This window comes from Specibacter sp. RAF43 (genome assembly GCF_052114065.1).
Classification (GTDB): Bacteria; Actinomycetota; Actinomycetes; order Actinomycetales; family Micrococcaceae; genus Specibacter.
On sequence record NZ_JBFREA010000003.1, the window covers coordinates 56,273 to 70,009 of the forward strand.

The window sequence follows — 13,737 nt, forward strand, 5'->3', positions numbered from 1 at the left end:
TGTGATGGATGTCATCATTCGCCAGCCCGGGGCCGGCCGCCGTCCCGACAAGCATAGTCTGCGACGCGGCCATGTCGGCGTACAATTTTGGCCCGAACCATCCCATGTCGCCAAAGCGCCTGGAGCTGACCGCGCGGCTGGCCCGTGAGCTGGGTATTTTTGACCGGCCGCAGGTGCGGATGCTTGCCTCCCGGGTGGCCGGCGACGACGAACTCGCCACCGTCCACAGCCGGGAGTACATTGCCGCGGTGCGCCGGGTGGGCGAGGACCCCAGCCGGTCCGATCCCGACCGCGGACTGGGCACCGAGGACGACCCCGCCTTTGCCGGCATGCATGAGGCCGGGGCGCGGCTGGCCGGAGCGTCGCTGGAGGCCGCCGACGCCGTCATTTCCGGCACCGTGCCGCGGGCGGTCAACTTTGGCGGCGGCATGCACCACGCCTCCCGGGACAAGGCGAGCGGCTTTTGCATCTACAACGACGCCGCCCTCGCCATCCGCCGGTTGCTGGACTCCGGGGTGGGGAAGGTCGCGTACATCGACATCGACGCCCACCACGGCGACGGCACCCAGAACATCTTCTGGGACGACCCCCGGGTGCTGACCATTTCCCTGCACGAGTCGGGGCTGACCCTCTTCCCCGGCACGGGCTTCGCCAACGAGATCGGCGGTCCCGGCGCGCAGGGGAGCGCCGTGAACGTCGCCCTGCCGGCCGGCACCTCCGATGCCGGGTGGCTCCGGGCCTTCCACGCCGTCGTGCCGGCCCTGGTGCAGGCCTTCGCCCCCGACATCATTGTCAGCCAGCACGGTTGCGACTCGCACCGCGACGACGAACTGGCGAATCTGAACACCAGCGTGGACGCCCAGCGCGAGGCCGCACTCACCATAGCCGGGCTGGCGGCGCGGCTATGCGGGGACCGGTGGATCGCCACCGGCGGCGGCGGGTACAACATTGTCAGCGTGGTGCCCCGGGTGTGGTCGCATCTGATGGCCGTCGTGGCCGGCGGGCCGGTGCCGCTGCACACGCCGGTGCCCGAACCATGGCGTGAGTACGTCCGGGCGCACTTTGGCGTGAGCGCACCGCTGCTGATGGGCGAGGACGCCGACACCTGGTGGAGGTCGTGGGAGGTTGGCTTCAACCCGTCCGACCCCGTGGACAGGTCCGTCATGGCCACGCGCAAGGCCGTGTTCCCGTTGTACGGACTGGACCCCTGGTTTGACTGACCCCACCGGCTCCGGGCCCGGCAACACGGGCCCGGCGGGTCGAAGATGCCGTGGAACGCATATGTCGTTAGGGTGGTGGCATGGTCATAGAGGAAGTATTCGCCGTCATTGCCGAAGCGACTCGCCGGGACATCCTCGAGGCCCTGGCGGAGGACCAAAAGGCCGTCGGCCAGCTGGTGGACGAGCTGGGCGTCTCACAGCCCACCGTGTCCAAGCATTTGCGGGTGCTGCGCGAGGCCGGCGTGGTGACCATGCGCGCGCAGGGCCAGAAGCGTTTCTACAGCATTAACACCGCCCCGCTAATGCTGGTCTCCGAGTGGCTGGACGGCCTCGGGGCCGGCCCGGGGGCGTCCGCAGCCGGTGCCGCCACGGTTGCCGTGGACGGAAGCCGAGCCTCCTCGGCGCGGTTCGCGGGTGCCGGCGGAGGCAGGGGCCAGGCCCTGCGGGTGCCGTTCCCCGCCGGGTCACCCGTCCCGGAGACCCCCGCCGCCCCGGCCCACGTCGTCGTCCGGCAGGGTGAGCACGACGCCTCGGTGCCGGCACAAATCACGCGCGGCATGGGGCGGGCCGCCAACAAGGCCGCCGACCTCCTGGCCAACCTGCCCGCGTTCCGCCGCCGGCGGGACTGAGGAACCGCAAAAGGGCGCGGGACGTGCCGCCGCCCCGCGTGAATGTGCATGATCGTGCATCTGGTCTCGAAATGCAAGAGGAAGTCGCTTAACCCCACGGGCGGCTGGAAAACTGCAGGGGAGAACATTTCGCGCCGCGGACCGGCGCCCCACCCTTTTTACGGAGACTCATGGACACCAGGCTCGAAGCCATTCGGGAGCAAGTTTTGGCCCGCAACCCCGGGGAAAAGGAATTCCACCAGGCCGTCCTGGAGGTTTTCGAAAGCCTCGGGCCCGTGCTGGACAAGCATCCGGAATTTGTTGACGCCGCCGTATTGCAACGCCTGTGCGAACCGGAGCGCCAGATCATTTTCCGGGTGCCGTGGACCGATGATGCCGGCCGCGTGCAGATCAACCGCGGCTTCCGCGTCGAGTTCAACTCGGCCCTTGGCCCGTACAAGGGTGGCCTGCGCTTCCACCCGTCCGTCTACCTGGGCATCGTGAAGTTCCTCGGCTTTGAGCAGATCTTCAAGAACGCGCTCACCGGCATGCCGATCGGCGGCGGCAAGGGTGGTTCCGACTTTGATCCGCGCGGCAAGTCCGACGGCGAAGTGATGCGTTTTTGCCAGTCGTTCATGACCGAGCTGTACCGCCACATTGGCGAGTACACCGACGTCCCGGCCGGCGACATCGGCGTGGGCGGGCGCGAGATCGGCTACCTGTTCGGCCAGTACAAGCGGATCACCAACCGCTACGAATCCGGCGTCCTGACCGGCAAGGGCATTGGCTGGGGCGGTTCGCTGGTCCGCCCGGAGGCCACCGGCTTTGGCACCGTCCTGTTCACGCAGGAGATGCTCAAGACCCGCGGCACGTCCTTCGATGGCCAGCGCGTGGTGGTCTCCGGCTCCGGGAACGTCGCAACGTTTGCCATCGCCAAGGCCCAGCAGTTTGGCGCCACGGTGGTGGCCTGCTCGGATTCCTCCGGCTACGTCGTGGACGAGAACGGCATTGACGTCGCGCTGCTGCGCCAGATCAAGGAGAAGGAGCGCGGCCGCCTGAAGGAATACGCCGTGCGGCGCGGCGCCTCCGTCAGCTACGTGGAAGGCGGCTCCGTCTGGGACGTGGACACCGCCGTCGCCCTGCCGTGCGCCACGCAAAACGAACTCAACACCGAGGCCGCCACCCGGCTCGTGAAGACCGGCCTGGTTGCCATCGCCGAAGGCGCCAACATGCCGTGCACCAGCGGCGCCGTTGCCGTCTTCCAGGAGGCCGGCATCCTCTTTGGCCCCGGCAAGGCGGCCAACGCCGGCGGCGTCGCCACCTCCGCCCTGGAGATGCAGCAGAACGCCAGCCGGGATGCGTGGTCGTTCGAGCACACCGAGAACCGCCTGACGCAGATCATGGTCGGCATCCACGACCGGTGCGCCGAAACCGCCGACACCTACGGCTCGCCGGGCAACTACGTGGTGGGCGCCAACATCGCCGGCTTCGTCAAGGTGGCCGACGCCATGCTGGCCCAGGGCCTGATCTAGGCAAGCTAAGCCGAGGCGGCGCACGAAGCGAAAACCCCGATCGCTCGGGGTTTTCTTTTCGCCCTAGAGTTTACCAATAGCAAACTTTTGGGTGGTCCCCGGGGGCTTTGCGTGCATTTCTCTAGATACGGGGAAGACATTTTGTACAGCTGACCAAACATGTTCAAAATGAGTCGTTTTACGATGAATTGTCTCTGTGAGCGAAGTCATGGGTGGCCGTGGCGCTGACGCCGCGGCGTGGGCAACCAAGAGGAAGTATTGCCAATGCCAACAGATCAACAATTATCCAAAACCCTCAAGCCTCGACACTTGTCCATGATCGCCATCGCCGGCGTCATCGGCGCCGGTCTCTTTGTCGGCTCGGGCGTCGCCATCGGCCAGGCCGGCCCCGGGATCCTGGTGGCGTACGCGGCGGCCGGCGTCGTGGTGATCCTGGTGATGCGGATGCTGGGGGAGATGGCCGCGGCGAACCCCGAGACCGGATCTTTCTCCACGTACGCGGACAAGGCCCTGGGACGGTGGGCGGGCTTTAGCATTGGCTGGCTGTACGCCTGGTTCTGGATCATCGTGCTCGGCGTCGAAGCCACCGCCGGGGCGGCGATCATGCACCGCTGGGTACCCGGCGTGGACCAGTGGGTCTGGGCGCTGATCTTGATGGTCCTGCTGACGATGACCAACGTGGCCTCGGTCAAGTCCTACGGGGAATTTGAATTTTGGTTTGCCTCGGTCAAGGTCGCGGCGATCATTCTCTTCCTCCTGCTGGGCGTCGTGGCCATCCTCGGCTTCATGCCCGGTGTTCCGGCCCCCGGGTTGAGCAACCTCACCGGCAACGGCGGCTTCTTCCCCAACGGCTACGGGGCGGTCCTGGGCGGCATCCTGGTCGTTGTCTTCTCCTTTTTCGGGGCCGAGATCGCCACCATTGCCGCTGGTGAGTCCGAGAACCCGGTCGACGCCGTCAAGAAGGCCGTCAAGTCCACGGTGTGGCGCATCCTGATCTTCTACATCGGCTCCATCGCCGTCGTGGTGACACTGCTGCCGTGGAACGACGCCTCGGTTGCCAAGAGCCCCTATGTTGCCGTCATCGAACTGTTCGGCATTCCCGGAGCGGCGGTCATCATGGACATCGTGGTCCTGACCTCCGTGCTGTCCTGCCTGAATTCCGGCCTTTACACGGCCAGTCGCATGGTGTTTTCCCTGTCCGCGCGCGGTGATGCCCCCAAGTCCTGGCGAAAGATCTCCAGGCGGGGCGTTCCGGCCACCGCGGTGCTTGCCTCAACGGTGGTCGGGTTCATCACCGTGGGCCTGAACTATTTGGCGCCGGACTCGGTGTTCTTGTTCCTGGTGAACACTTCCGGGGCCATTGCGCTGTTCGTGTGGCTGGTCATCGCCATCTCGCAGCTGATCTTGCGACGCCGGATGGGCGCCGAGGCGAGGGATCTCACCTTGAAGATGTGGTTCTTCCCGTACCTGACGTGGCTGTCCATCATCACCATCGTGGCGCTGCTGGTCGGAATGGTCATCGTGCCCGAGACCCGCGAGGCACTGTTGCTCTCGACCGCCCTGGCCGCACTGGTCGTGGCGATCGGCGTGTACCGGTACCGCCGGGGCGGGCTGTTCCATGCCGGTGCCCAAGCCGGGGACAATGAACCGGTGCGTGCCGACTCCGAGCTGGTGGCGGAGCACCCGGTCCGCGACTAGGCGGACCCTTGGGGGCGGCCGCGGACCCCTCGAATTCCGGCGCCGGCCATCACTGCGGCTACTCTAAAGGTTGCGTCGGTCACAAGGTAGCCGGCCAATGACGAAGGAGAGTGAATCGTGGTCGGTGCAAAGTCGCCTGGTCATGTGGTTGTGGTTGGCGCCGGATTCATCGGATTGTCCACCGCCTGGTACCTGCAGGAACGCGGCATCAAGGTCACCGTCGTGGACCGCGGCGGGGTCGCCTCGGGGTCCTCCTGGGGAAATGCCGGCTGGCTGACCCCGGCACTGACGTTGCCGTTGAGTGAGCCGTCCGTGCTCACCTACGGGCTCAAGGCCATGCTGGACCCGGCCTCGCCGCTCTACATCCCGTTGTCGGCCAATCCCACCCTGCTGAAGTTCCTGGCCGGATTTGCCCGCAACTGCACCCCCGGCAAGTGGCGCGCCGCCATGTCAGTCTTCGCCGAGATCAGCCGCACCGGGCTGGACGCGTTCGATGAGATCGCCCAGGGCCTGAACCCCGTGGCCGAGCCCACCAAGGTGGCCGACCCGTTCCTCACCGGCTTCGCCTCGCTGAAGGACCGCGACGCCCTCGTGAAGGAATTCGACGTCATCCGCCAGCAGGGCGGCCAGGTGGACTTCAGCCTCATGAGCGGTGAGCAGATCCGCACGCTGGAGCCCACGCTTGGCGACGGCGTGGTGGCCGGGGTGGCGATCCGCGACCAGCGCTTCCTCAACCCTCCCGTCTACATGGACTCGCTCGCCGAATCCGTCACGGCCCGGGGCGCGGAGATCGTCGGCGCCTTCAATGTGGTCGACATCCGCGACACCGGTGCCGGCGTGGAGGTCATCGGCTCCGAGGGCCGGCTGCTGGCGGCCGACGCCGTCGTCGTCGCCACGGGCGCCTGGCTGGGCCGGCTGGCCCGCCGGTTCGGCGTGCGCCGCGTGGTCCAGGCCGGCCGCGGCTACAGCTTCACCGTGGTCCCGGAGGTGCTGCCGCGCAACCCCATCTACTTCCCGGCACAGCGCGTGGCGTGCACCCCGTTGGGCGACCGCCTGCGCGTGGCCGGCATGATGGAGTTCCGCGACGCCGACGCCCCCTTGGACCCGCGCCGCATCAAGGCCATCATCGACGCGGCCGCCCCGATGTTCACCGGCATCGACTGGGATGACCGGGCCGAGGAATGGGTCGGTGCCCGCCCGTGCACCACGGACGGCTTCCCGCTGATCGGCGCCACCAAGTCCTCCCGGGTCCACGTGGCCGGCGGACACGGCATGTGGGGCGTCGCCCTGGGTCCGCTCACCGGCAAGATGCTCGCGGCCCAGATGAGCGGCGACACCACCCCGGCCGTCATGCGCCACTTCAATCCGCTGCGCTGATCCGCGGGCGCTCCGGCAACCGGTCCGCGCTTTCTTCGCTTGCCGGGCGGCTCCCAGCCGTCGGCGGGTGAAGACAGCGCGGACCGGGGAGGGTCACGCGGATTTGTGGCCGCGCCGCAAGCCGGTTAGGGTGTGAGCATGACAAACCGTTGGTATGCGTATTTTTCGTTGGCTCTGGAGGGGCCCGCGTCTAACTGACACGCATCCACACACCTTCAGAGCCAACAGGACAGGGATCATCCCCTGTCCTTCGCCATTTCCGGGCGGGTTTCTGAAAAGGGCTCGCTGCCGGCCTCAGAACCAAGGACCCAGCCAGTGACCACCACCGCAACACCTGAAACCACCACCACCTCCAACCTGCGCGTCAGCCGCTTCACCGCCCTGCCGACGCCATCGACGATCGCCGCGGATCTGCCGCTGGACACGGTGGCGCGCAGCGTCGTCGAACGCGGCCGGGACCAGGTCCGGGCCGTCATGGACGGGGTGGACGACCGCCTGCTGGTGATCGTGGGGCCGTGCTCCATCCATGACCCCGCCGCCGGCCTGGACTACGCCCGCCGCCTGGCCGCCGCGGCGCAGGCCCACAGCGAGGATCTGCTCATCGTCATGCGCGCCTACTTTGAAAAGCCGCGCACCACGGTGGGCTGGAAGGGCCTGATCAACGACCCCCTGCTGGACGGCAGCCACGACATAGGCGCCGGCCTGCGCCTGGCCCGGGAATTCCTGCTCCAGGTGGCCCGCCTCGGACTGCCCGCCGGCACCGAATTCCTCGAACCGATCAGCCCGCAATACACGGCGGACCTGATCTCCTGGGGTGCCATTGGGGCTCGCACCACCGAAAGCCAAATCCACCGCCAGCTCTCCTCCGGCCTGTCCATGCCCGTCGGGTTCAAGAATGGTACCGACGGCGGACTGCAGGTGGCGCTGGACGCCTGCGCCGCCGCCGGGGCCGCCCAGTCGTTCCTGGGCATCGACGCCGACGGCCGGGCCGCCCTGGTGAGCACGGCCGGCAACCGGGACACCCACATGATCCTGCGCGGCGGGCGCAAGGGGCCCAATTACGCGGCCGTCGACGTGGCCGCCGCCGCTGCCGCCGCGGCCGCGGCCGGGGTGAACCCGCGCCTGATCGTCGATGCCAGCCACGCCAATTCCGGCAAGAGCCACCACCGCCAGGCCGAGGTTGCCCTGGAAATCGGTGCCCAGCTGGAGGCCGACGCCCCGTCCGCGGACACCATTGCCGGCGTCATGCTCGAAAGCTTCCTGGTGGGCGGGGCGCAGAACCTGGACGTGGACGCCGTCGCGGCGGGCACCGCGGAGCTGACGTACGGCCAAAGCGTCACGGACGCCTGCATGGAGTGGAACGTCACCGCCGAGGTGTTGGCGAATCTGGCGCGCAGCTCCCGCGCCCGCCGCACGCGCCAAGCCCCGGCGCGGTGACTTTGGTCGGGCAAACGGCGGGCATTGCCGTGCCCGCCGGGAGCCCGCGGCGGGGCGGCTGGAGTTTGCTCGCCGCTGGGACTTTCACATTGGCCCCATCAGCCCCTACAGTTATCGCTAAAGGGTTGATGGGTTGGCGGGGTCCAGCAGCCGATTTGTCCACCCCATTTGCCGGCCGCGGGCCGGCTCATGACCACGGAAATGAGTACTGGAACCATGGCGCCGGAGCAAAACTTCTCCAATGTGAACTTCTTGACGGTTCAAGAGGTGGCCGAGCTCATGCGTGTGTCGAAAATGACCGTGTACCGGATGGTGCACGCCGGGGAGCTGCCGGCGGTGCGCTTTGGCAGGTCCTACCGTGTGCCGCAAAACGCCGTGGAGGGTTTCTTGAAATCGGCAGTGGTGGATCGCACGGGCACCGAGGGCGCCTCCGGTTCGGCGCATACCGGTTAGAGGCGGTACCCTAGGAAAGATCCATTTCGGCTTTGACCGATTCCTGCGATCGGTCGACCTAATCGATTTCGGCCTCACTCGAGGCCGTTCTATGTAGTTTGTGAGGACTTTCATGGGTTCAGTTATTAAGAAGCGCCGCAAGCGGATGGCGAAGAAGAAGCATCGCAAGCTGCTTCGCAAGACTCGCCACCAGCGCCGCAACAAGAAGTAAGACTTCTTGCCGGACAGGCACTCGTCACCGCATTGGTGGCGGGTGCCTTGTTGTTTGCGCCCTTAGCGGCGGCGCACCATGGCGATGCCCTTCCACAGCCCGTACACGACGCCGACGCCCGTGGCGGCCCGCAGTCCCAGGGTGGCGGCGCGGCGGCCGGAGCGGAAGTCATAGATGGGCCAGTTGTGATCGCGGGCGTGCGCGCGCAGCCGCGTGTCCGGGTTGATGGCCACCGGGTTGCCCACGGCCGTCAGCAGCGGGATGTCGTTGTAGGAGTCGCTGTAGGCCCAGCACCGGCCCAGGTCCAGTCCTTGTTCAATGGCTAGGGCCTGGACGGCGCGGGCCTTGGCCGGTCCGTGCAGGATCTCGCCCACCAGCTTGCCGGTGTAGAGGCCGTCCTCGATCTCGGCCACCGTGCCCAACGCGCCTGTCAGCGCCAGGCGATCGGCAATGACGCTGGCCACCTCCACGGGCGTCGCCGTCACCAGCCACACCTGGCGGCCGGAGCGCAGGTGTTCCTGCGTCAGCGCCCGCGTCCCGGGCCAGATCTTGGAGACGATCATCTCGTCATAGACTTCTTCGCCCAGCTGGCGCACGAAGTCGGTGCTGATGCCGGCGGCGAGCTTTTGGGCCGAATCCTGCACGGAATGGACGTCGTTGAGGTTCTCGCCGCGGAAAATGAACTTGGCCTGCTTCCACGCGAAGCCGGCGGCGTCGCCCATGGTGAACGCCTTCTTTTGGTACATCTTCCGGGCCACGTGAAAGAGGCTGGCACCCTTCATCAGCGTGTTGTCCACGTCGAAGAATGCGGCCTCGCCCCGGTGAGTGACAGTATCCGAGGCGGCCTCGGCACTGGTGGTAGTCACGTCGGGCATGAAACAAGTCTAGTCAATCCGGCTCATCGTTGCCTGCCGCGCCACATCGCGGGACGGTTAACAACGGGCAAAGTTGGGTCTGGGCTCCCGCGCGCAGTAGTTTGTAGGGCATGGACAACGCCGCAAGCGCCCCGGCATTCCCCGGGCTGGACCTGGTCACGAAATCCGATTGCCATCTGTGCGCCGACGCCCGGGCGGTGGTGGCCGGGGTCGCCGAGGAATTGGGCCTTCCCTGGCGGGAGCTCTCCATTGACGACGACGAGGCCCTGAGAGCCCGGTACGGCGAGGAAATTCCGGTGGTGTTGGTGGACGGCGTCCAGCGCGACTTTTGGCACATTGACCCGGTCCGGCTGCGGACCATCCTGGTCCGGGCCATGGGCGCGCGGCCCTGAGTTCGCCGACCGCTGTGTGGACCGCTTTGGCCGGCGCCCCGGCAGGTCCTAGAGTTGAATCAGGCCGACGGCGCACCGGGGCAACTTTGATTCCCGTCGCCGCGCGGTCATTGGCAGAACTTGGAGCAGTACCGTGACCTCAGCGAAGTCCCCGGACGTGCCGGCGCCCGACGCGGCGCCCCGGCAGCTTCCGCCCGCCACCGTCTCCCGGCTGACCCTGTACCTGCGCACCCTCAACGGGCTGCTCGCCGAGGGAACCGAACGGGTGTCCTCCGAGGCCCTGGCGGAATCGGCGGGCGTCGGCTCCGCCAACGTTCGCAAGGATCTGTCCTACCTGGGCTCCTATGGGACGCGCGGGGTGGGGTACGACGTCGCCCACCTGAGCCGGAAGATCGCCCAGGCGCTGGGCCTGACGCATGAATGGCGCGTGGCCATCGTGGGTGCCGGCAACCTGGGGCGGGCCCTGGCCCGGTATGCCGGGTTTGAATCCCGCGGCTTTGACGTGGTGGCATTGCTGGACGCCGACCAAATGCTGGTGGGCACCGAGATCGGCTGGCTGCGGGTCTCCGACGTCGTGGACCTGGAAGCCGTGCTGGAGAAGACGCGGGCCAACATGGTGGTGCTGGCGCTGCCCGCCGGCGCGGCCCAGGACGTCTGCGACCGCGTGGTGGAGGCCGGGGTCCACAGCATCCTCAGCTTTGCCCCCGTCGCCTTGCAGGTGCCCGACTTCGTCAACCTGCGCAAGGTGGACATGGCCACCGAATTGCAAATACTGGCCTACCACGCCCAGCGCCTGCAGGTTCCGGGCCTTGCCGAGGACCGCCCCGGCGCCTAAGGGCCGGCGCCTAAGGGCCGGCGCGCGGCTCAGTACCCGCGCGGGCCCCCTCCGGGGTGTGGCGTGGCGAAGTATTCCTTCGCCGGGGACCGGAACAAGATGATCATGGCGATCACGCCCAGCCCGACCTGCAACATGGCCAGGAAATTGGGCTGCACCAGGCCCAGCAGGGAAACCCCGGCCAGCACCGCGGCCGTGGTGCGCGCCCAGTTGCGGCCCCTGCGGATCTTCGCGGCCAACCAAAAGTACGCGGCGGCGCCGACCAGGCTGACGAGCATGGCCAGCACCAGCAGCGTGGTGACCAGGCCGGGATCGGCAAACAACGAATCGTAGGCGGGGTCCTTGGGCATGGCGGACTTCATGGCATCGACCATGATGCTCCGGCCGGCCGGCAGGAACAACACCGCCAGCAGCAACAGTCCGGAACCGGCCTGGATCAGTCCGGCAAGGGCGATGAGCCGGGTGGCCCGCACCACCTGCCGCGGTGCGATCAGGGGCGTTCCGGGCGGCACCGGGCCGGGGCGGGCGCCGCCCTGGAAGCCGGGATACGCGGCGGCGGGGGGCAGGCCAAAGGAGGTCCCGGCGTCGGAGGTCCCGGCGTCGGAGGTCCCCTTGGCGCCCGGAGCCTGGGCATCGTGGGACGGCGGTGCCCATCCTTGCGGCGCGTACTGGCCGTAGCGCGGCACGCCGGGGGAGATCTCGCCATAGTGCCCGGGCCGGGGACCGGGGGTGGGCCGCTCTTGAGGCTGTTCGTCAGGAGTGGTCATGGAAAATCCTTTTCAGTGGGAATTGCCGTCCGGTACGCGCAGGGACGGCGGAGGAGGCCGCGCAGAGTGTGAGTTCAACCCTACGCGACCTCCCTGAATCCGGCGCCGCTTTGAGGCGGGCACGCGCCCGCATTAGACCGGCCTCAACGCACGGTGCCGGCCCGCCACGTGGCGGACCGGCACCGTGCCTGCTGCGTGAGGGTGCTTATGCGGCCTTCACGAAGGCGATGTCCAAGGTGATGGTGACCTTGTCGCTGACCAGCACGCCGCCGGCCTCGAGTGCGGCGTTCCAGGTCAGGCCGAAGTCCTTGCGGCTGATGACGGTCTTGGCCTCAAAGCCTGCGCGGGTGGCGCCGAACGGGTCAACGGCAACGCCGTTGAATTCGCCCGTGAACGTCACCGTCTTGGCGATGCCGCGGATGGTCAGCTCGCCGGTCAGCTCAAAGGAGCCCTGGTCGCCGGAGACCGACGTGGAGGTGAAGGTCAGGGTCGGGTAGGTCTCGACGTCCAGGAAGTCGGCGCTGCGGACGTGGCCGTCGCGGTTTTCGTCGCCCGAGTTGAAGCTGGCGGCCTGGGCGGTGGCGGTGACGGCGGAGTCGGCGATGGTCTCGCCCAGGGTCAGCGTGCCTTCAACCGCCGTGAACTTCCCGCGGACCTTGCTGATGCCGGCGTGGCGGACGGTGAAGCCAACCTCGGAGTGTGCGGCGTCAAAGGTCCAGGTGCCCTGGGTCAGTCCGGTGGTTTCAATGGCGGTTGCGGTCATGGCGGTTCTCCTCATGGGTGGTGCGATACGGGGGTCAGGACACCTTCCGGCGGTCCTTCACCGGATATAAGCATGCGTTTGCATGTAATATTCCCGGCGGGCCAAAAAAACTTTGACAATTTTTTTACAGCCTGCCCAAGAAGGCTGGGAATTGCCTGATTAACCTGTTCCCGCGTAACTTTGAGAAACTTGGCTACATGCCCCGAGTCACTGTTCATCTTCTGCGCCACGGTGAGGTATTCAACCCCGACGCCGTCCTGTACGGCCGGCTGCCCAACTTCCACCTCTCCGAGCGCGGCCGCGCCATGGCGGACCTGGTTGCCGAGCACTTTGCGGCGGCGGCGGACGACGCCGGCGCTCCCGTCTACCTGGTCGCCTCGCCGCTGACCCGTGCCCAGGAGACGGCCCAGCCAACCGCCGTCGCGCTCGGCCTGGAGATCGTCACCGACCCGCGCATCATCGAGGCCGAAAACCATTTCGAGGGCATGAAGGTCCGCAAGTCGGAGCTGATCAAACCCCGGCACTGGCGCTATTTTCTCAACCCGCTGCGCCCGTCCTGGGGCGAACCATACGCGGCCCAGGCGCAACGCATGCTGGCGGCGGCGCGGGACGCCCGGCGTCGGGCGTGGGAAATCGGCGGGGACGGCGCACAGGCCGTCATGGTCAGCCACCAGCTCCCCATCTGGGCGGCGCGGCGCAGCGCCGAGGGCAAGCGCCTGTGGCACGATCCCCGCAACCGGGAATGCACGCTGGCGTCGCTGACCACCCTCACGTTCGACGGCGACGACGTGGTGGACGTGAGCTACCGCGAGCCCGCGGCGGTGCTGTTGCCCGGCGCGGCGACCACGCCGGGGGCATAAAGGGCGCCGGGTGGTCGAAACCACCCTCTTCGACGTAGTGTAGAAAACCGATAGGCAATTCTGCGGTGCCGTTGGCCCCGCCCCTAGATGAAAGACTTTTCCTTGTGACTTCCTCGATGAGCCGTAGATCGTTGCTGGCCGCCTCCGGTGCCGCGCTGGCGGTCGCCCTGGCGGCCTGCACGGCCAACGACCCGCTGGCCCGGCAGGCCAACGCCGGGGACAACAAGAACTACATTGCCGGGGACGGCTCCGTGACCGAATACGCCGCGCACGACAGGTCCCAGCCGGTGGAATTTTCCGGGAAGCTCTTTGACGGCACCACCGTGGATGCGGCGGCGCTGCGCGGCAAGGTCACCATCTTGAACTTTTGGTACGCCGCCTGCTCCCCGTGCCGGCTGGAGGCGCCGGACCTGCAGGCCCTGCACACCGAATTTGCCCCCAACGGCGTGAACTTCTACGGCGTGAACGTGCGGGACGAAAAAGCGACGGCCGAGGCCTTTGAGCGCACCTTCAAGCTGAGCTATCCCAGCCTGATGGACAAGGACGGCGGCGTACTGCTGGCGCTGACCAAATTTGTCCCGCCGGCYGCCGTCCCCACCACCTTGGTATTGGACAAGCAGGGACGGGTTTCGGCCCGGATCCTGGGCACCGCGGACAAGGGTACCCTGAAGGCCCTGATCACCACCGCCCTGGCCGTGAAGTAACGGCC

15 protein-coding genes are annotated in these 13,737 nt (G+C 67.4%); 12 read left to right on the forward strand and 3 right to left on the reverse strand.

The window, feature by feature from the left end:
• Positions 1-8: 8 nt before the first annotated feature.
• The 8 genes from AB4Y80_RS02615 to AB4Y80_RS02650 all read left to right on the forward strand — a co-directional run bounded on the left by AB4Y80_RS02615 (position 9) and on the right by AB4Y80_RS02650 (position 8,536).
• A complete protein-coding gene (locus tag AB4Y80_RS02615) occupies positions 9-1,220 on the forward strand; it encodes an acetoin utilization protein AcuC (protein ID WP_442211758.1) in 1,212 nt (403 codons plus the stop codon).
• An 80-nt stretch (positions 1,221-1,300) separates the two neighbouring features.
• On the forward strand, positions 1,301-1,849 hold the full coding sequence (locus tag AB4Y80_RS02620; RefSeq protein WP_442211759.1) for an ArsR/SmtB family transcription factor: 549 nt from the start codon (positions 1,301-1,303) through the stop codon (positions 1,847-1,849).
• A 170-nt stretch (positions 1,850-2,019) separates the two neighbouring features.
• Positions 2,020-3,360 (forward strand): NADP-specific glutamate dehydrogenase, encoded by a 1,341-nt coding sequence (gene gdhA, locus AB4Y80_RS02625; protein WP_442211760.1) that lies wholly within the window; start codon positions 2,020-2,022, stop codon positions 3,358-3,360.
• Positions 3,361-3,624: 264 nt separating this feature from the next.
• Positions 3,625-5,058 (forward strand): amino acid permease, encoded by a 1,434-nt coding sequence (locus tag AB4Y80_RS02630; RefSeq protein WP_442211761.1) that lies wholly within the window; start codon positions 3,625-3,627, stop codon positions 5,056-5,058.
• Positions 5,059-5,175: 117 nt separating this feature from the next.
• Positions 5,176-6,435: an NAD(P)/FAD-dependent oxidoreductase gene (locus tag AB4Y80_RS02635; protein ID WP_442211763.1), complete on the forward strand. Its 1,260-nt coding sequence runs from the start codon at positions 5,176-5,178 to the stop codon at positions 6,433-6,435.
• 315 nt (positions 6,436-6,750) lie between these two features.
• Positions 6,751-7,872, forward strand: a complete 1,122-nt coding sequence (locus AB4Y80_RS02640; RefSeq protein WP_442211764.1) for a 3-deoxy-7-phosphoheptulonate synthase — start codon at positions 6,751-6,753, stop codon at positions 7,870-7,872.
• A 216-nt stretch (positions 7,873-8,088) separates the two neighbouring features.
• A complete protein-coding gene (locus tag AB4Y80_RS02645) occupies positions 8,089-8,325 on the forward strand; it encodes a helix-turn-helix domain-containing protein (protein ID WP_442211867.1) in 237 nt (78 codons plus the stop codon).
• 112 nt (positions 8,326-8,437) lie between these two features.
• Complete coding sequence (locus AB4Y80_RS02650) at positions 8,438-8,536, forward strand: 30S ribosomal protein bS22 (protein ID WP_003792170.1); 99 nt, start codon at positions 8,438-8,440, stop codon at positions 8,534-8,536.
• 62 nt (positions 8,537-8,598) lie between these two features.
• Here AB4Y80_RS02650 and AB4Y80_RS02655 read toward each other — a convergent pair whose 3' ends face one another.
• A complete protein-coding gene (locus AB4Y80_RS02655) occupies positions 8,599-9,411 on the reverse strand; it encodes an HAD family hydrolase (RefSeq protein WP_442211765.1) in 813 nt (270 codons plus the stop codon).
• Positions 9,412-9,521: 110 nt separating this feature from the next.
• Between AB4Y80_RS02655 and AB4Y80_RS02660 the strand changes: the two genes are divergently transcribed.
• A complete protein-coding gene (locus tag AB4Y80_RS02660) occupies positions 9,522-9,803 on the forward strand; it encodes a glutaredoxin family protein (protein WP_442211767.1) in 282 nt (93 codons plus the stop codon).
• Positions 9,804-9,936: 133 nt separating this feature from the next.
• Positions 9,937-10,638 (forward strand): redox-sensing transcriptional repressor Rex, encoded by a 702-nt coding sequence (locus AB4Y80_RS02665; RefSeq protein ID WP_442211768.1) that lies wholly within the window; start codon positions 9,937-9,939, stop codon positions 10,636-10,638.
• A gap of 29 nt (positions 10,639-10,667) precedes the next feature.
• Here AB4Y80_RS02665 and AB4Y80_RS02670 read toward each other — a convergent pair whose 3' ends face one another.
• The gene (locus AB4Y80_RS02670; RefSeq protein ID WP_442211769.1) at positions 10,668-11,405 is read right to left on the reverse strand and encodes a hypothetical protein; all 738 of its coding nucleotides are present in this window, start codon (positions 11,403-11,405) and stop codon (positions 10,668-10,670) included.
• 205 nt (positions 11,406-11,610) lie between these two features.
• The gene (locus AB4Y80_RS02675; protein ID WP_442211770.1) at positions 11,611-12,168 is read right to left on the reverse strand and encodes a YceI family protein; all 558 of its coding nucleotides are present in this window, start codon (positions 12,166-12,168) and stop codon (positions 11,611-11,613) included.
• A gap of 197 nt (positions 12,169-12,365) precedes the next feature.
• Here AB4Y80_RS02675 and AB4Y80_RS02680 point away from each other — a divergent pair, with 197 nt between their 5' ends.
• Both AB4Y80_RS02680 and AB4Y80_RS02685 read left to right on the forward strand, forming a co-directional pair.
• A complete protein-coding gene (locus tag AB4Y80_RS02680; RefSeq protein WP_442211771.1) occupies positions 12,366-13,028 on the forward strand; it encodes a histidine phosphatase family protein in 663 nt (220 codons plus the stop codon).
• Between the two features lie 116 nt (positions 13,029-13,144).
• Positions 13,145-13,732 carry a TlpA family protein disulfide reductase gene (locus tag AB4Y80_RS02685; RefSeq protein ID WP_442211772.1) on the forward strand — a complete coding sequence of 196 codons (588 nt, stop codon included), beginning with the start codon at positions 13,145-13,147 and terminating at the stop codon, positions 13,730-13,732.
• The last annotated feature ends 5 nt before the right edge of the window (positions 13,733-13,737 follow it).